General features: G+C 35.9%; 20 protein-coding genes and 1 pseudogene. 17 read left to right on the top strand and 4 right to left on the bottom strand.

The genetic code is table 11. The features are described 5' to 3' along the window. Positions 1–422 (bottom strand): annotated as a pseudogene (locus ACP5S8_RS05640) (FAD-dependent thymidylate synthase); the annotation flags it as partial. A gap of 70 nt (positions 423–492) precedes the next feature. Here ACP5S8_RS05640 and fabG point away from each other — a divergent pair. The 17 genes from fabG (at position 493) to ACP5S8_RS05555 (ending at position 16,576) form a co-directional block, all read left to right on the top strand. Then, positions 493–1,230, top strand: a complete 738-nt coding sequence (gene fabG, locus ACP5S8_RS05635) for a 3-oxoacyl-[acyl-carrier-protein] reductase (protein WP_461871300.1) — start codon at positions 493–495, stop codon at positions 1,228–1,230. Between the two features lie 30 nt (positions 1,231–1,260). After that, positions 1,261–1,494, top strand: a complete 234-nt coding sequence (gene acpP, locus ACP5S8_RS05630) for an acyl carrier protein (protein ID WP_012513553.1) — start codon at positions 1,261–1,263, stop codon at positions 1,492–1,494. Further along, on the top strand, positions 1,491–2,732 hold the full coding sequence (gene fabF, locus ACP5S8_RS05625) for a beta-ketoacyl-ACP synthase II (protein ID WP_461876050.1): 1,242 nt from the start codon (positions 1,491–1,493) through the stop codon (positions 2,730–2,732). The genes acpP and fabF overlap by 4 nt, the downstream gene beginning before the upstream one ends. 12 nt (positions 2,733–2,744) lie before the next feature. Further along, the gene (gene rnc / locus ACP5S8_RS05620; protein WP_461870656.1) at positions 2,745–3,443 is read left to right on the top strand and encodes a ribonuclease III; all 699 of its coding nucleotides are present in this window, start codon (positions 2,745–2,747) and stop codon (positions 3,441–3,443) included. Next, positions 3,424–4,194, top strand: a complete 771-nt coding sequence (locus ACP5S8_RS05615; protein ID WP_461876049.1) for an N-glycosylase/DNA lyase — start codon at positions 3,424–3,426, stop codon at positions 4,192–4,194. The genes rnc and ACP5S8_RS05615 overlap by 20 nt, the downstream gene beginning before the upstream one ends. A 53-nt stretch (positions 4,195–4,247) precedes the next feature. Next, positions 4,248–4,517: a hypothetical protein gene (locus tag ACP5S8_RS05610; RefSeq protein WP_461870654.1), complete on the top strand. Its 270-nt coding sequence runs from the start codon at positions 4,248–4,250 to the stop codon at positions 4,515–4,517. Further along, positions 4,518–5,624 (top strand): redox-regulated ATPase YchF, encoded by a 1,107-nt coding sequence (ychF, locus tag ACP5S8_RS05605; protein ID WP_461876047.1) that lies wholly within the window; start codon positions 4,518–4,520, stop codon positions 5,622–5,624. A gap of 12 nt (positions 5,625–5,636) precedes the next feature. Next, positions 5,637–7,550 (top strand): threonine--tRNA ligase, encoded by a 1,914-nt coding sequence (thrS, locus tag ACP5S8_RS05600; protein ID WP_461870652.1) that lies wholly within the window; start codon positions 5,637–5,639, stop codon positions 7,548–7,550. Continuing rightward, a complete protein-coding gene (gene bioD / locus ACP5S8_RS05595) occupies positions 7,547–8,212 on the top strand; it encodes a dethiobiotin synthase (RefSeq protein WP_461876046.1) in 666 nt (221 codons plus the stop codon). Before thrS ends, bioD begins: the two co-directional genes overlap by 4 nt. A 47-nt stretch (positions 8,213–8,259) precedes the next feature. Further along, positions 8,260–10,170 carry an ATP-dependent zinc metalloprotease FtsH gene (gene ftsH, locus ACP5S8_RS05590; protein ID WP_461876045.1) on the top strand — a complete coding sequence of 637 codons (1,911 nt, stop codon included), beginning with the start codon at positions 8,260–8,262 and terminating at the stop codon, positions 10,168–10,170. Positions 10,171–10,238: 68 nt separating this feature from the next. Then, positions 10,239–11,513, top strand: a complete 1,275-nt coding sequence (gene leuC / locus ACP5S8_RS05585; RefSeq protein ID WP_461870649.1) for a 3-isopropylmalate dehydratase large subunit — start codon at positions 10,239–10,241, stop codon at positions 11,511–11,513. Positions 11,514–11,525: 12 nt separating this feature from the next. Beyond that, positions 11,526–11,747, top strand: coding sequence for a YgaP family membrane protein (locus ACP5S8_RS05580; RefSeq protein WP_461870648.1), 222 nt, complete (start codon positions 11,526–11,528; stop codon positions 11,745–11,747). Then, positions 11,741–12,115 (top strand): holo-ACP synthase, encoded by a 375-nt coding sequence (gene acpS, locus ACP5S8_RS05575; protein WP_461870647.1) that lies wholly within the window; start codon positions 11,741–11,743, stop codon positions 12,113–12,115. The genes ACP5S8_RS05580 and acpS overlap by 7 nt, the downstream gene beginning before the upstream one ends. Continuing rightward, complete coding sequence (lysA, locus tag ACP5S8_RS05570; protein WP_461870646.1) at positions 12,109–13,368, top strand: diaminopimelate decarboxylase; 1,260 nt, start codon at positions 12,109–12,111, stop codon at positions 13,366–13,368. The genes acpS and lysA overlap by 7 nt, the downstream gene beginning before the upstream one ends. 27 nt (positions 13,369–13,395) lie before the next feature. Beyond that, positions 13,396–13,884: a V4R domain-containing protein gene (locus tag ACP5S8_RS05565; RefSeq protein WP_461870645.1), complete on the top strand. Its 489-nt coding sequence runs from the start codon at positions 13,396–13,398 to the stop codon at positions 13,882–13,884. A 1-nt stretch (position 13,885) separates the two neighbouring features. After that, entirely contained in the window at positions 13,886–15,151 is a 1,266-nt protein-coding gene (gene ahcY, locus ACP5S8_RS05560; protein WP_461876044.1) for an adenosylhomocysteinase, read from the top strand. A gap of 54 nt (positions 15,152–15,205) precedes the next feature. Next, positions 15,206–16,576 carry an FAD-binding oxidoreductase gene (locus ACP5S8_RS05555; protein ID WP_461870643.1) on the top strand — a complete coding sequence of 457 codons (1,371 nt, stop codon included), beginning with the start codon at positions 15,206–15,208 and terminating at the stop codon, positions 16,574–16,576. Here ACP5S8_RS05555 and ACP5S8_RS05550 read toward each other — a convergent pair. The 3 genes from ACP5S8_RS05550 to ACP5S8_RS05540 form a co-directional block, all read right to left on the bottom strand. Further along, on the bottom strand, positions 16,569–17,030 hold the full coding sequence (locus ACP5S8_RS05550) for a cytochrome b/b6 domain-containing protein (RefSeq protein ID WP_461876043.1): 462 nt from the start codon (positions 17,028–17,030) through the stop codon (positions 16,569–16,571). The two genes, ACP5S8_RS05555 and ACP5S8_RS05550, sit on opposite strands and share 8 nt — an antisense overlap. A 54-nt stretch (positions 17,031–17,084) precedes the next feature. Beyond that, on the bottom strand, positions 17,085–17,435 hold the full coding sequence (locus ACP5S8_RS05545) for a transposase (RefSeq protein ID WP_461876042.1): 351 nt from the start codon (positions 17,433–17,435) through the stop codon (positions 17,085–17,087). A gap of 27 nt (positions 17,436–17,462) precedes the next feature. Next, positions 17,463–17,711: transposase (locus ACP5S8_RS05540; protein ID WP_461876041.1), on the bottom strand; the 249-nt coding region annotated here is incomplete at its 5' end.

Raw genomic sequence — 17,711 nt, 5'->3', positions numbered from 1 at the left:
AGGGTCACATTGTCTTCTGAGCCGACTACATTGGGAATCGTAGAATCTTTATTAAGTGTTAATATATCTTCTATGGTTTTATCTCTTTCTTCTTCTGTTAAGTCTTCTAAGTAGTGTCTTAAACTAAAGCCTATAATATCTGGTGTTTCCTCGTTCCAGTAGGTTTTAAAATATTTTGCCGCCAAGTATACAGCTTTTTCTTTGTCTAATTTTTTATATGTAAAAGCATGAGAAAATACAGAAAAGTGTTTGTAAGAACAAAGCCTTAAAAGAAAGTCCTTCGTCTCTTTTTTTTGTGTTATTTTAGACTCTTGGAGAAGATCTTCTAAGCTTTTTTTTGTATAACAAACTCTTGCCCCAAGAGCACATAGCCAGGCTATATTTGCAAAATCATCAGGCGATGCTATATCTTTAATCCTCATTAAATCTATTATAAACTAGTAATATTTCAACTAATGAAAAAATTTTATATTTTTGATATAATATTAAAATATGAAACTAGCTGGTAAAACTGCTTTAATAACAGGTTCTAACAGAGGTATTGGAAAAGCCATCGCTCAAAAACTTGCAGAAAACGGAGCAGATATCATAATAACAGCCCCTATCAAAAGCGATGCAGAAGAGACGGCAAACGAAATAAAAAATAGATACAACGTTAAAACCTATGCTTTTGAGTTAAACTTATTGGATATAAATTCTATAGAAAATACTATACAAGCAATAGAAAAGACAACAACCGTAGATATCCTTGTAAACAACGCAGGTATAACTAAAGATAATCTTTTTATAAGGATGAAAAAAGAAGAATGGGAAGAGGTTATAAAAGTAAATTTTACATCGATATTTTACATAACTCAACCTATTGTTAAGCAGATGATTAAAAAGCGTTGGGGTCGTGTGATAAATATATCATCAGTCGTTGGCATAATGGGTAATGCAGGACAAACAAACTACTCTGCTACAAAAGCAGCTCTTATAGGTTTTACAAAGTCCTTAGCAAAAGAGGTAGGCTCTAGGGGTATTACGGTAAATGCGGTGGCTCCTGGTTTTATAGATACTCCTATGACTCAAAGTTTACCAGATGATGTAAAAGAGGCTTATAAAAAGCAGATTCCTTTGGGAAGGTTTGGCTTGCCAGAAGATGTTGCAAACGCCGTATTGTTCTTAGCTTCCGAAGAGGCGTCTTATATAACAGGTGAAGTAATCAACGTAAACGGTGGTATGTTGTAAAATTTAAATATTTTATTAAAGGAGGCATTTATGGACAGAGAACAAAGAATCAAAGAAATAATAGCGGATCAGCTTGGAGTAGAAGTTGATAAACTCACTCCAGACGCAAAATTTGTAGAAGATCTGGGCGCTGATTCTCTTGACGTCGTGGAGCTTATTATGAGCTTTGAAGAAGAATTTAATATAGAAATACCAGATGAGGATGCCGAAAAGATAAAGACCGTAGGTGATGTTATAAACTATTTAAACGAAAAGTTAAAATGAGAAGAGTAGTTATTACAGGCATAGGCGTTGTATCACCTATAGGAAACAATGTAAATGAGTTTTGGCAAAATCTTGTAGCTGGTAAAAGCGGTATAGACACGATTTCTTCTTTTGACCCGGATAAATATGGTTTAACGGTTAAAATAGCCGCTGAAGTAAAAAACTTTAATGCGGAAGCCTACTTTGATAAAAAAGATGCTCAAAAACTATCAGACTTTATAAAGTTTGCTTATGCAGCTGCAATGGAAGCCATGAAAGATGCCAATCTTGAAAACGCCAACATAGATAAAGATAGGGTTGGTGTCATAGTTGGCACAGGTATAGGTGGATTAAAAGATATAGAAGAGCAAAATGAGACATTAAACGAAAAGGGCGCAAGAAGGGTTTCCCCCTTCTTTATACCTTATGGCATAGCTAACATGGCGTCTGGTGTCATAGCTATAAAATATGGATTTAGGGGACCAAACTATTGTGTAGTATCGGCCTGTGCCACAGGTAATCACTCTATAGGAGATGCATTTAGGATTATACAAAGAGGCGATGCTGATATTATGATAGCTGGCGGCACAGAAAGTGCCATAACCCCACTTGGTGTAGCTGGTTTTGCTTCGCTAAAAGCTCTCTCAACTAGGAACGATGAACCTCAAAAAGCCTCAAGGCCTTTTGATAGCCAAAGAGATGGCTTTGTGATGGGAGAAGGTTCTGGAATATTGATATTAGAAGAGTACGAGCACGCTAAAAAAAGAGGAGCAAAAATATATGCTGAGATAAAAGGTTACGCGGCTACAGACGACGCTTTCCATGTGACGGCTCCATGCACAGATGGAGAAGGCGCTGCTATGTGTATGAGACTTGCGTTAAAAGACGCTTCTCTAAATCCAGAAGATATAGATTATATAAACGCTCACGGTACTTCTACACCGCTAAACGATAAGATAGAAACCCTGGCAATAAAGAAAGTCTTTAAAGACTACGCTTACAAGCTGAAGATAAGTTCCAATAAATCTATGATTGGACATTTGCTTGGAGCAGCGTCGGCGGTAGAGGCGGTGGCATCTATCAAAACCATTGAAACTGGTATAATACCACCAACTATAAACCTTGAAAATCCAGATCCTGAGTGTGATTTGGACTATGTACCAAACAAAGCTATACAGCACGAGGTAAGGAACGTTTTGTCAAACTCTTTTGGTTTTGGAGGTACAAACTCCTGTATAATATTCAGCAAAGTTGACTAAATATATAATTAAATGGATAGTTTTGAGCTTTTAGAAGAAAAAATAGGTTATAGATTTAAAGATAAAAATTTAATAAAAAAAGCTTTTACTCATATATCTTTTTCTAAAAGCGCTGAAAACTATGAAGTTTTAGAATTTTTGGGTGATGCTCTTGTTAATTTCATGACAGTAAATATATTGGTGGAGGCTTTTCCAAATAAGAAAGAGGGTGAGCTCTCTCAACTAAAATCTTTTTTAATAAGCGAGGAGTTTTTATCTAGTCTAGCCAAATCTCTAAACTTTGACAAATATATACTTATAAGCAAAGGCGAAGAACTTAAGGGTTCTAATAAAAATCCTTCTATCCTTTGTGATGTATTTGAAGCTTTTTGGGCTGCCATATATATAGACAGTGGGTATGATTGTAAACTAGTAAAAAGTTTATTTGAACATCATTTTAAAAGCCAAATACTTGAAATAGTTAATTCAAATAGCTTAAGACAAGACTATAAAACAACGTTGCAAGAGATAACCCAGAAAAAATGGAAAGAAAGACCTATATACAACGTTATAAGCGTAGAAGGTCCAGAGCATAAGAAAACCTTTACCGTTGAATGTCTGTTTAAAGGTTTAAGGACAACGGGAAAAGGCAACAGTAAAAAGTATGCAGAACAAGAAGCGGCAAAAAATATGCTTCAGATAATACAAGATAATGAAAAGAAAAAAACTTGAAGAAATTTTAAAAAAAATACCACAATCAGCTTGGGATAAAATAGTATCAAAAGAACCAGAGTATATTTACTTTAAAGACTTAAAACCGTTGTACCATTTTGGGGCTTTTGCAATCATAATGGTTGTTAGCGGTTTAAATGCTTACCAGTTAAAGGGAAAAGCTCAAGAAAAGTATTTTCCAATATTAAAAAATCACTTGTTGCAAAATGAAAATAAAAAAGATCTTGAATCGCTCAGAAATACTTTTTTAAGCTTTTACGAAAAAGAAAGGTCTTACAAAGGGAAGATAAAAAGGGTAAACAACTTTTTTAATTCAAACCTTGCAAAAACAATGTGGAAACAAAAAAGCACAACTTATTTTAAAAGACATTTCAAAGACATATGGGAGGAGTTAGCTTTCACAATGAAGTCTAAAAAAGAGAAAAAGACTATAGCTTTTGCAATGAAATGCTTAGGTGTAGGACTTGTTATGGAAGGTTGCAAGGATTTTGACTTTGGCGGTATACCTATACCGGTGGATTCAAGGGTAAAACATTTTGTTCAAAAAATAGGCTTAAAAGAGCTTGACGATAGCAAAATAATAGCTTTTTTTGAAGATGTTTTGGCAAGTTTGCCCAATATAAACATGATACACTTAGATTCTTTAATATGGCAAATAGGTAAGCTTGAAGATGAAGAGCTTGAAAAATATTTTGAAGAACTTGGATGTAAAACGCTTGCAGAAGAACTAAAAAGTATTTTTCATGCTTAAACACATAGCTAAATTATATGAAAAGCTTTATAATATAAATAAGGAGGTGGAATATGGAAGAAAAAGTAGATGTAAAAAAAGCTATTGAAAGCTTGGAAGAAGAAATAGCTAAGATAAAGAAAGAGCTTGGTTTGGACAAAGAAGGCAAAAGCATAGTGGAAATACCATTGGAAAAAGGCAAAGAGATAACCACCAAGCTTATGAACGTAGCTCAAAGCATAATAAAAGTGGCTTCAGCGGCCGCTAACGGTGCTATAGAAGGAGCCAAAAAAGCCTTAGAAGAAGGGGAGAAAGGAGAAAAACCAGAGGAAAAGAAAGAATAGATGCCCCTTAGTTGTGGTATAGTTGGTTTACCAAACGTAGGAAAGTCTACGTTATTTAATGCTCTTATAAAAGCGGCCAAAGCCCAGGCCGCTAACTATCCATTTTGTACAATAGAACCAAACGTAGGTACAGTAGAGGTCCCAGACGAAAGACTTTACGAAATAGCTAAGTTGGAAAATTCAGCCAAAATAGTGCCAACGTTTATAGAGTTTGTGGATATAGCCGGTTTGGTAAGAGGTGCGAGTAAGGGTGAAGGTCTTGGAAATCAATTTTTATCACACATAAGAAACGTAGATGCTATAGTCCAAGTCGTAAGATGTTTTGAAGACGAGAATATTACACACGTGGAAGGCTCTGTAAATCCCGTAAGGGATATAGAAATTATAGATTTAGAGCTTATCGCAAAAGACTTGGAATCTGTGCAAAAAGCTATTCAAAAAATAGAAAAAATTGCAAAAGGCGGGAACGCTGAAGCAAAGCAAGAGTTAGAACACTTGAGAAAGTTTGAAGAAATTCTCAATTCAATGGTACCTTTAAGAAGGGCTGAGCTTACAGAAGAAGAGAAAGATTACGCCAAGAATAAGCTATTTCTTCTTAGTATTAAACCTACAATGTTTGTAGCAAATTTATCTGAAGAGGAAATCCAAGAACCTATTTCTAACAAACATTACAAAAGTCTGTTGGAATATGCAGAAAAAGAAAATGCTCCAGTGATTCCAGTGTGCGCAAAGTTAGAATCGGAAATGATCGATATGTCAAAAGAGGAAATTCAAGAAATTTTAAATCTTTATGGTCTAAAAGAAACCGGCTTATCTTCTGTTATTAAAAGTGGATATAGACTTTTAGGGCTTATTACATTTTTCACTGCTGGCCCAAAAGAGTCTAGGGCTTGGACTATTACAAAAGACACCAAAGCTCAAAAGGCTGCCGGCAAAATACACTCTGATATAGAAAGAGGGTTTATAGCTGCGGAAGTAATAAACTATGACGATTATATAAAAGTTAAATCCATGACAAAAGCAAAAGAGCAAGGGCTTATAAGGTTAGAAGGAAAAGACTACATTGTAAAAGATGGTGATATAATATATTTCAGATTCAACGTATAAAGAGGTACAAGCATGAAGATAGTATTTAACAATCAAGAATATGATTTACAAGAAGGTATCGTTGGTAGCGAGCTTTTAAAAGCTTTAAACTTAGATTCAAAAAATGTTATAGGAATATCTATAGACGGTATCATCTACGACCTTCAAACACCCATATACCACGGTGGAACGTTAAAACCCATAACAAAACAAGATAAAGAAAGCCTCGACATATTAAGGCATTCTTTAGCACACATTATGGCGCAAGCCTTAAAAGAAATATACGGAGATGAAAAAGTACATCTTGGGATAGGACCAACCACTGAGGATGGTTTTTTCTACGATGTAGAAGTAGAAGGGCACCATATAGGTGAAGACGATTTAAAAACTATAGAAGATAAAATGAGAGAAATAATAAAAAGAAGCTTAGACATTAAAAGAAAGGAACTTTCAAGGGAAGAGGCTTTAAAGTTTTTTGAAAACAAAAAAGAAGTTTATAAGTTAGATATCATAAACTCTTTGCCAAACGATGCCAAGATAAGCGTATACGAACAAGGAGAATTTGTAGATTTATGTAGAGGACCGCATATTTCCAACACAGCGCTAGCTGGGGCCTTTAAGCTTAGCTCTATAGCTGGGGCTTATTGGAGAGGAGATGCTTCAAAACCGATGCTCCAAAGAATATACGGCATAGCCTTTTGGACGGAAAAAGAGCTTGAAGAAAGGCTAAAACTTTACGAAGAGGCCAAAAAAAGAGATCATAGAAGATTGGGTAAAGAGCTTGAGCTTTTTACAATAGATGAACAAGTGGGCCCTGGGCTCATAATTTGGCTTCCAAAAGGTGCCGTGTTACGTCAAGTGGTGGAAGATTATCTAAAAGAAAAGCATAGGGCTTTAAATTATCAGTTTGTATATACACCTCACGTAGGAAAATCAACGTTGTGGGAAACAAGTGGACATCTTAGCTATTACAAAGAAAACATGTTTCCAGAAATGAAGATTGAGGAAGAATCTTATTATGTAAAACCTATGAATTGTCCTTTTCATATGGCCATTTACAAATCAAAGATAAGAAGTCATAAAGAGCTTCCTATCAAAATAGCTGAACTTGGTACCGTCTATAGATACGAAATGTCAGGAGTTTTACACGGCTTGATGAGGGTAAGAGGTTTTACACAAGATGATGCACATATCTTTTGCAAAGAAGAAGATGTTAAAAGTGTAATAAAAGAAACGCTTGAATTAGCTTTTGATGTTCTTAGGGATTTTGGCTTTTCAGATTATCAAATATTTATATCCACAAAACCAAAAGATGCCATAGGCACGGAGGAAAACTGGAAAATATCTGAAGAAGCTTTAAAAGAAGCCCTAGAGGTCCTTGATAAAAAATATGAAATAGATGAAGGTGGAGGTGCTTTTTACGGTCCTAAGATAGATATAAAAATAAAAGACGCTATAGGTAGATTTTGGCAGTGCTCTACCATACAGTTTGATTTTAATCTTCCGGAGCGCTTTGATCTTACATATGTAGGAGAAGACAATAAAAAGCATAGGCCATACATAATACATAGAGCTTTGCTTGGTTCTATAGAAAGGTTTACAGGTGTTTTGATCGAGCATTACGCAGGTCATTTACCAATTTGGCTTTCTCCTATACAAGTTTCTATAATACCTATAGCCGATAGGCATTTAGACTACGCCAGGGAAGTTTTTGAGCTTTTAAAAGCCCAAAACATCAGAGCCTATATAGACGATAGGCCAGAAAGAATGAACGCAAAAATAAGGGACAACGAGCTTCAGAAAATACCGATACTTTTGGTAGTAGGTGATAAAGAGGCTCAAGAAAAGACGGTTTCACTTAGAAGTAAAAATGAAGAATTCCAAGGTGTTGTGGGTGTGTATGATTTTATAGAAAAACTCAAGACGGCCATTCAAAGCAAAAAATGATATTGTTTGTAAGCGCTACAGATACTGGCGTTGGGAAAACATATATTAGTGCTATTTTAGCTGGGTATTTAAAAAACAACGGTATAAATGTCGATTATATAAAACCTATAGAAACCGGTGTTGATGAAAAACCAGAAGATGCCTACAGAGTAAGTAGAATTTTAGGTAAACCGTGGCAAGAAAGCGTAATATATACTTTTAAAAAGCCAATGTCCCCTTACGCTTGCTCTTTAGACGAAAAAGTGGATATAGATGTTGATAAAATAATTGAAACGATAAAAGAAAAAGAACAAAAAGCTAGTGTGCTTATAGTTGAAGGAGCGGGTGGTATTTCTGTGCCTATAAAAACAAAACCACTCATAGATTATGCATATTTAATCAAATCTTTGCATGCGTTGCCTCTTATTGTAGCAAGAGCTTATCTTGGGACGCTTAACCATAGCTTTTTAACCTATTTTTATCTTAAAAGCCACAATATAAAACCTGTGGGCTTTATTTTAAACGGTTTTGATTATGAAGAACCATCGCAATATTCAAATGCTGATATACTTCAAAATATGATAGAAGAGCATATTAACATATGGAAACTAGATAAAAACCCAGACGAAAATCAGAAAATTAACCTTGCAGAAAATATCTGGAAAAGTATTGCTAATTTTTAATTTTATTTTAAATTTATATTTATCACTTCATTTTGGAGGTAAGTGTTTTGCAAACAGCTAAGAATATTCTTATTTGGTTTTTAATTATAGGCTTTATGATAGTGGCTTTTAATTTGTTTGAGGAGAAAGGTTCATCCTCACCAAGTGCAACTCCTATGTCTTTAACAACATTGGTCAACATGGTAAAACAAAACAAGATAGGTGAGGCCGATATCAAAGGTGATAAGATAGTAGCTTATACCAAAGACGGCCAGAAAGTAGAAACCTATATTCCAAAAGGTTATACATCTATTATAGATGAAATGATAAAAGACGGAGTAAAGGTAAATGCTTCACCATCCAACGGAGGAGATATATCCTCTAGTGGAAACTGGCTTGTATCAATGCTGATATCTTGGTTCCCAGTGCTTTTGTTTGCTGGTATTTGGATTTTAATGATGAGACAAATGGGAAACGGTGGACCCACAAGAGCGTTCTCTTTTGGAAAATCAAAAGCAAAAGTTTATATAGAAGAAAAACCAAACGTAAAGCTAGAAAACGTAGCTGGCATGGATGAAGTTAAAGAAGAGGTAGCTGAAGTTATAGAATATTTAAAAGACCCAGCAAGATTTAGAAAGTTAGGTGGCAGACCTCCAAAAGGTATACTCTTTTATGGAGAGCCAGGTGTTGGAAAGACGCTTTTAGCTAAGGCTTTAGCGGGGGAAGCACATGTGCCTTTCATATCTGTATCTGGTTCAGACTTCGTTGAGATGTTTGTAGGTGTAGGCGCCGCCAGAATGAGAGATACATTTGAAACAGCTCGCAAAAATGCTCCTTGTATAGTATTTATAGACGAGATAGATGCAGTGGGAAGAACAAGAGGAGCTATCAACTTAGGTGGCAATGACGAAAGAGAACAAACATTAAACCAGCTTTTGGTAGAAATGGATGGTTTTGATACTTCTGAAGGCATACTCATAATAGCAGCTACAAATAGACCAGATATTTTAGACCCAGCCCTTTTAAGACCGGGAAGATTTGATAGGCAGATATTTATTCCAAAGCCAGACGTAAAGGGAAGATACGAGATATTAAAAGTGCACGCCAAAAATAAACCCCTTGCAAAGGATGTAGATTTGGAACTTATAGCAAGAGCAACACCAGGATTTACTGGAGCTGACCTTGAGAACATATTAAACGAAGCAGCTCTTTTGGCAGCTAGAAAAAGAAAAGATCTTATACATATGGAAGATTTGGAAGAAGCCATAGATAGAGTTATGATGGGATTGGAAAGAAGAGGCATGGCTATATCACCAAAAGAAAAAGAAAAGATAGCCGTTCATGAAGCAGGACACGCTTTAATGGGACTGATGATGCCGAATGCAGACCCTCTTCACAAAGTTTCAATTATACCAAGGGGTATGGCTTTAGGAGTTACTACACAACTTCCAATAGACGATAAGCATATATACGACAAAGCAGATCTTCTCTCAAGGATACACATACTTATGGGTGGAAGATGCGCAGAAGAGGTGTTTTACGGTAAAGATGGTATAACTACAGGAGCAGAAAACGATCTTCAAAGAGCTACCGATTTAGCTTACCGTATAGTGGCTACTTGGGGAATGAGCGAGAATGTAGGACCGATATCTGTAAGAAGAAACGTCAATCCTTTCCTTGGAGGCTCTACAGTTATGGAAGGTAGTCCAGATCTTCTAAAAGAGATAGACAAAGAAGTACAAAAGCTCCTAGCTTCTGCTTACGAAGAAACAAAAAGGATCATAGCCGAGAACAAGGAAGCCTTAAGCAGTGTGGTAAAAAGGTTAATGGAGAAAGAAACTATAGATTGTAAAGAGTTTGTAGAGATACTTAGTCTACACGGCGTTGAAGTAAAAAATGCTTGCAAACAAGAGGAATCATTAGAGAAAAAAGAAAATAGCGTAGAGCCCAAAATTGATAAAGATGTGGTTAACATATGAGAAAGCCACTGTTGACAACGCATTTCTTATACTGTAAAATAGTTAGCTAGATTTTAAGAGGTGATTATATGGGACATACTATTACTGAAAAAATAATTGCAGATCATGCTGGAAGAAAGGAAGTGTTTCCTGGAGAACTCGTTACCGCCAAAATAGACTTGGCTATGGCCAATGACGTTACTGCCCCTTTATCTATAAAAACTTTAGAAAAATACGGCATAGAAAGAATATTTGACAAGGATAAGATTGCGCTTGTCCTATCTCACTTTGTTCCAGCAAAAGACATAAAATCTGCAGAGCAAGCTAAAATAGTAAGAGATTTTGCTAAAAAGCACAATATAAAATGGTTTTTTGGAGAAGGTGAAGGCATAGAACATACGCTGTTACCAGAGAACGGAATAGTTGTACCAGGTGATTTGGTGGTAGGAGCTGACTCTCACACTTGCACTTATGGGGGTATTGGGGCTTTTTCTACAGGCGTAGGAAGCACAGACTTAGCCTATGCTATGGCCACTGGCGAGATATGGTTAAAAGTGCCAGAATCAATGAAATTTATATTTTACGGAAAGCTCAACAAATGGGTTAGCGGTAAAGATTTGATACTTTATACAATAGGCCAAATAGGTGTTGATGGTGCACTTTATAGAGCTATGGAGTTTGACGGAGAAGCCATAAGAAGTTTAGATATATCGCAAAGGCTTACTATAGCAAATATGGCAATAGAAGCCGGCGGAAAGAGCGGTATAATATCTCCAGACGAAAAAACCATAGAGTATGTAGAAAAAAGAGCAAAAAAACCTTACAAAATATATCAAAGTGATAAAGATGCTCAATATGTGGAAGTATACGAGTGGGATGCTTCTTCTATAGAGCCAATGGTGGCGTGGCCTTATTTACCTTCAAATGTGCATCCAGTCTCTGAATCTACTCATATAACTATAGATCAAGCTTTCATAGGTTCTTGCACAAACGGCCGTATTGAGGATTTAAGAATAGCTGCGAGCATACTAAAGGGTAAGAAGGTTCACCCTTACGTAAGATGCATTGTTATACCGGCTTCAAAAAACGTATATTTACAAGCTCTTCACGAAGGCCTGATAGATATATTTATAGAAGCGGGATGTGCTGTAAGCACCTCAACCTGTGGTCCTTGCTTAGGTGGGCACATGGGGATACTTGCAAAGGGTGAGAAATGCATATCTACTTCTAATAGAAACTTCCCTGGTCGCATGGGCCATCCGCAAAGTGAAGCCTATTTAGCAAGTCCAGCAGTAGTTGCTGCTAGTGCTGTTTTAGGTAGAATTGCTCATCCAGAAGAAGTAGCTTCTGAAGTACTAGTATAGAAGGAGGTAAATATGGATTTTCTTAAAAACTTAACAGTTAATCAAGGTCTTAGATTGTTATCTGGTAGCATGCTTCTTTTTGTTTTTTTATTTGGTATATTGGGTTCTGACGTAGGATTTCTTTGGAAACTCCTAATCTTGTTTATGGCTATAAACCAAATACAATCTGCTTTTACAAATTGGTGTCCAGCTATTACAATGCTTAAAAATCTAGGGTTAAAAGAGGATTGTTAGGTATAGACATTATAAAAAACGTAAGGATAGCCAAAGCCGTAGAAAGGTTTGGTTATCATTTTTTGAATAGGGTATATACAGACTATGAGATAAGTTTATGCAAAATGAATATTGAGTGTCTATCTGGTAGGTTCGCTGCAAAAGAAGCCTCTATAAAAGCTTTTTCATTTTTATTCGTTAGGCGTTTTAGTTTTAAAGATTTTGAAATAGTAAAATCTAAAAACGGATCACCGGAGTTGAGGGTTAAAGATGTCTATTTAAATGATTTTCTAAAAGCCCAAAAACTAAAACCTTTTATATCTATATCTCATGAGAAGGAGTTTTCTGTAGCAGTTTGTTATATCACAAGAGAGGAGAGAATATGTTGAAAGATTACAACAGGTATTTAGATTACAAAGAAGATAAACTATTTTTAGAAAACGTGGATTTAGAGGAGCTAGCTAAAGAATTCGGGACGCCTCTTTATGTATATTCAGCTTCTTACATAAAAGATAAAGCTAAAGCCTATAAAGAAGCATTTAAAGATACCGATTTTCACTACGCTTTGAAGGCAAATGGAAATTTAAGTATTGTAAAGCTTTTAAAAGATGAGGGCTTTGGAGCAGATATAGTTTCCGGTGGCGAGCTAAGAAAAGCCATAAAAGCTGGTATAGAGCCTTCTCAAATAGTTTATGCAGGCGTCGGTAAAACTATGCAAGAGTTAAGAGCTGCCGTTGAAGCTGAAATCAAAATGTTCAACGTGGAATCTTCAATGGAGCTAGACGTATTAAACGATATAGCAAAAAATCTTGGGAAAAAAGCCAACGTGGCGATAAGGGTAAATCCAGACGTAGATCCTAAAACTCATCCTTACATATCAACCGGTATGAAAAAAAGTAAATTTGGGGTTGATATAAAAACTGCATACAAAGAGTATCAGTATGCTAAAAGCTTAAAACATTTGAATGTAATAGGTATTCACTGCCATATAGGTTCCCAGCTTTTAGATGTATCACCATATATAGAGGCTTCTGAGAAAGTGAGGGAACTTTACGATCAACTCGTAAAAGATGGATTTGATATTAAGTATATAGATATGGGAGGAGGTTTAGGTATAAAGTATAAACCAGAAGAACAGGAACCGCATCCTAAAGATTTAAAAGAAGCTTTGTATCCGGCTTTTAAAGATATAAAAGCAAAGCTTTGTTTAGAACCAGGCAGGTCTATGGTAGGTAATGCTGGTATTTTAATAACAGAAGTACAATTTTTAAAAGATAAAGGCCATAAACATTTTGTAATAGTAGATGCAGGTATGAATGACCTTATAAGGCCATCTATATATGGGGCTTATCACCATATAGTCCCTATTCACAACAAATATAAAGAAGTTTTTATAAAAACTGATATAGTAGGACCCATATGTGAAACCGGAGACTTTTTAGCTCAAGATAGAGAAATACATAAATTAGACAGAGGGGATTATCTTGCTGTGTTAAGCGCTGGTGCTTACGGATTTTCTATGTCAAGCCATTATAATATAAGGCCGAGAGCGGCAGAAGTGCTTGTGGAAAATGGAAAATATAAGCTAATAAGAAGCAGGGAAACTTACGATTATATAGATTACGACGAAGCTATTTTATGATGATATAATAGTAGGGTGGGTGAAGATATGGAATTTAGAGATAATCTAAGGATATTAGCAGAAGCCATAGAAAGGGAGTCTGTTCTAATACATAGATCCGCTCTCATAGATGGTTATAAAGAGCTTTTTAAGTTAAATAAGTTAGGCATAGGTGCGTTTGTTAAAAAAGCAGCAGAACTTGGGGGGAAAAAGGGTGCAATAACGCTTAAAGAGCGCTACGAAGTAACTACGGATAAGCTTTCAGAAGCTTTAGACTTGCTGACTATAATAGCTGAATCATCAAGGCTAATAACGTTTATGGAAACATCTGTAGAAAATATGGAGATATACGTAGAGGGCTCCATACTTGTAGAAGCAATACCAGAAAGTAAAAAACCTGTTTGTGAACCAATGGCTGGATTTTTCAGCGGTTTTTTGACAGAATTACTGCAGACAAAATATAGTGTTGTAGAGACGTCTTGCCAAGCCCAAGGACACGATAAGTGCACATTTAAAATAAAGAAGGAGGTTAAATAGAATGAACTACGATATAAAAGATATTAGTTTGGCTAAGCAAGGAAAAGATAGGATTGAATGGGCTGGTATCGATATGCCTGTATTAAAATCTATAAGAGAAGAATTCTCTAAGACAAAACCTTTTCATGGTATAACCATAGGAGCTTGCCTTCATGTAACTACAGAAACAGCAAATCTTATGATAACGTTAAAAGAAGGGGGAGCAAACGTATATCTTTGCGCTTCAAACCCGCTTTCAACTCAAGACGATGTAGCCGCTTCACTGGTAAAAGATTATGATATCCCTGTATTTGCAATAAAAGGGGAGGATAACGATACGTTTTATAAGCATTTAAGAAGCATTTTAGATAAAAACCCAAACATACTGATAGACGATGGGGCAGATTTGATTTCTACCGCTCATAAAGAATACGAAGAACTCACTAAAAAGATTTTCGGAGCAATGGAAGAAACAACAACGGGTGTAATAAGGCTAAAAGCCATGGCAAAAGATAAAGCGCTTAAATTTCCAGTTATAGCAGTAAACGATGCTCTTACAAAACACATGTTTGACAACAGGTATGGTACAGGACAATCTACACTAGATGGTATATTAAGAGCTACAAATCGTCTTATAGCAGGTTCTACTTTTGTAGTAGCTGGTTATGGCTGGTGCGGTAAAGGTGTAGCCATGAGAGCAAGGGGTATGGGTGCCAATGTTATAGTTACAGAGGTAGATCCTCTAAAGGCTTTAGAGGCGAGGATGGATGGTTTCTTGGTTATGCCAATGGAAAAAGCAGCTCCATTGGGGGATATATTTGTCACTGTAACAGGAAATACAAAAGTTATAAGACAAGAACATTTTGAAGTAATAAAGGACGGAGCTATATTATCAAATTCAGGGCACTTTGATGTAGAGATAGATGTTAGGTATTTAGAAAGTGTTGCAATAGAGATAAACGATAAAAGACCTATGGTTAAAGAATATATTATCAATACTAAAAGCGGTAAAAAACGTATATACGTGTTAGCAGAGGGAAGGCTTGTGAACTTAGCAGCTGCCGAAGGACATCCAGCTTCTGTTATGGATATGTCCTTTGCCAATCAGGCTCTATCCGCAGAGTATATTTTAAATAACCATAGCAAATTAGAAAAAGATGTGTATAAGGTACCAGATGACATAGACCAAAAAGTGGCTAAGCTAAAGCTTGATTCCATGGGTATAGAGATTGATGTGCTTACGCCAGAGCAGATAGCCTATATGTCTTCTTGGGAGCATGGCACATAGCTCCTAATGATTAAAACCCTTGAATCGCTTAAGATTTAGGCTATTATCTAATACATGGATAAAAGATTGAAAAAACTTAAAGACGCTTTGGGCGACAAGATTAATGATTCTATAGTAGAGAGAAAACTTTACTCTTACGATGCAACTGCGATACCAATAGAACATACTACTCCTATAGCTGTTGCTTTTCCCACATCTTCAGAAGATATAGAAACTATAGTAAAAATTTGTTATGAAGAAGATATACCAATGGTACCAAGAGGTGCTGGATCAGGCTTAACAGGTGGTGCCACACCGGTGGTAGATGGTTCTTTGGTTATATCTCTTGAAAAGATGAATAAATTTCATGTGGATGTGGACAACACCACGGCTTATGTAGAGCCAGGGGTTATTACATCAGAATTCCAAGACTATGTAGAATCTCTAGGTTTATTTTATCCACCAGACCCCTCTAGTTTTAAGTATTCTACAATAGGGGGGAATATAGCAGAGAACGCCGGTGGCCCAAGGTGTCTGAAGTACGGGGTTACAAGGGAATACGTGTTAGGTCTAGAAATGTATATAAAAGAGGGAAAGCTGTTAAAAACTGGAAACCCTATAATAAAAGATGTGGCAGGGTATGATCTAACTAGGCTTGTAGTTGGCTCTGAAGGGACGCTTGGCATAGTATCAAAAGCTATATTAAAATTGATACCAAAACCACCCTACAAATCAACTATAATGGGCATCTTCGATAATATAGAAAATATAGGTAAATCTGTAACTAAAATATTGACATCTGGTATATTACCATGCGCATTGGAATTCATGGACAAAAATTCTATACAAGCTGTGCAAAAATTCTATCCAGCTGGTATTCCCGAAGATGCCGAAGGAGTTTTGTTGATAGAACTTGACGGGCAAAAAGAGAGTGTAGAAAAAGAAAAAACAGAAGTATCAAACATACTAAAATCTTTAGGGGCGGATGTTATACCAGCTGAAAATCCTCAGCACGAGCAGAAGCTTTGGAGCGCAAGAAAAAATATAGGGCCGGCCCTTGCCAACATAAAATCCGGCAAGATAAACGAAGATATAGTTTTTCCGCGAATATATCTGTCTGAAGCGCTAAAAAAAATAAACGAAATAGCAAAGAAATACAATCTTACCATAGTTAACTTTGGGCATATAGGAGATGGTAATCTACATGTAAACATACTCTACGATAAGCTAAGCAAAGAAGAATTAGAAAGGGCTGAAAAAGCAGTAGATGAAGTATTTGAGTTGGCCCTTCATTACCAGGGTTCTATCACCGGTGAACATGGAGTTGGTCTTACAAAAAAGAAGTTTTTAGAATGGCAATTAAAGGACGTTGGTATTGAGCTTTTAAAAGCTATAAAAAAAGGTTTTGATCCAAAAAATTTATTTAATCCGGGCAAAGTTATTTAGAAACTACTCTGTGTAACAGTGCCATAAAGGCATGACCTACCATATAAACCCACATTGAGTTTCCAAAAAAGTCATGAATTTCCATGAAAATATATACAATGGGTTTCAAAGAAGGATCTTTTAAAGAAAATGGAAAAAGAAAATGCATCACAACTCCAGCCATAAGCACTATGCTAACGTCTATCAATCCAAGCCCGTGAACAAAACCGGGTAACCCAGGTCTTGGTCCTGTTTCTGCTAACTTAAACCTTGTAAGATTTTTAAAATCACTAACTACTTCATCCCAATGACTATATGGGAAAAAGTGAGCTCTTATAGAATTGTTTGTTAATATATATATCCATAGAGCTATTATAAGAGCCCTATACCTAAAATTGTGTAAATTCATTTTATCACCATATCTTAATATAGTCAATATGATAAAAGCTTGATGCTGATATAGATTGATTATCATAGGTCTAATAAAGATAGCTCATCAGAGATATCAAATCTGAGGGCAAAGAGCTGTCTAAGCTTGTAAGACTAGGGAAGCTATAACAGGGTTGGGTTTATCTAGCCATTTGTAGACCGTGGCAAACTTGTCGTGGAGATTGGCAAATTGTATAAAAGCGTTGATCTCTAACGTTTTCAAAGAGTTAAAGAACCCTACAAGTCTGCCACGAAACCCTTGCTTGTTTCTCATAAACTCTAAGCCAGAATTTACAGATTCCACTATGTTTGTGGTATATATGTATTTTCTTACTGGCTCAGGATATTTTAAGAATGCAAGATAATTTGATTCGTATTTCTCAAGGTATTTAGCATAGCCGGGATTTATCTCTCTTACCTTATCTACTAGTTCTTTGTGGGACCGTTTCATCAATTGTGTAAACTCTCTTACTAAACATTATTGTATCACTCCTGGATAAAGGATTTCAAGTTGTTTTCTTATAATATCCCAATCTTTTATGGGTTTTATCCACTTGTCTTCTAGTTCTAGGATTACACCATAAGCAACTTTTAAAAGAGCATCATCACTTGGAAATACTCTTTTGCTATCGGTCACTTTTCTTATCTTGCTATTTACACTTTCTATAAGGTTCGTAGTACTAAGCATTCTCCTTATCTCATAAGGATATTGATAGAAGGCAAGTAT

This window comes from Hydrogenobaculum sp. (assembly GCF_049967395.1).
Taxonomy (GTDB): domain Bacteria; phylum Aquificota; class Aquificia; order Aquificales; family Aquificaceae; genus Hydrogenobaculum.
The sequence above is the reverse complement of the archived record's forward strand: the minus strand, read 5'-3'. Positions and strand labels throughout refer to the sequence as shown.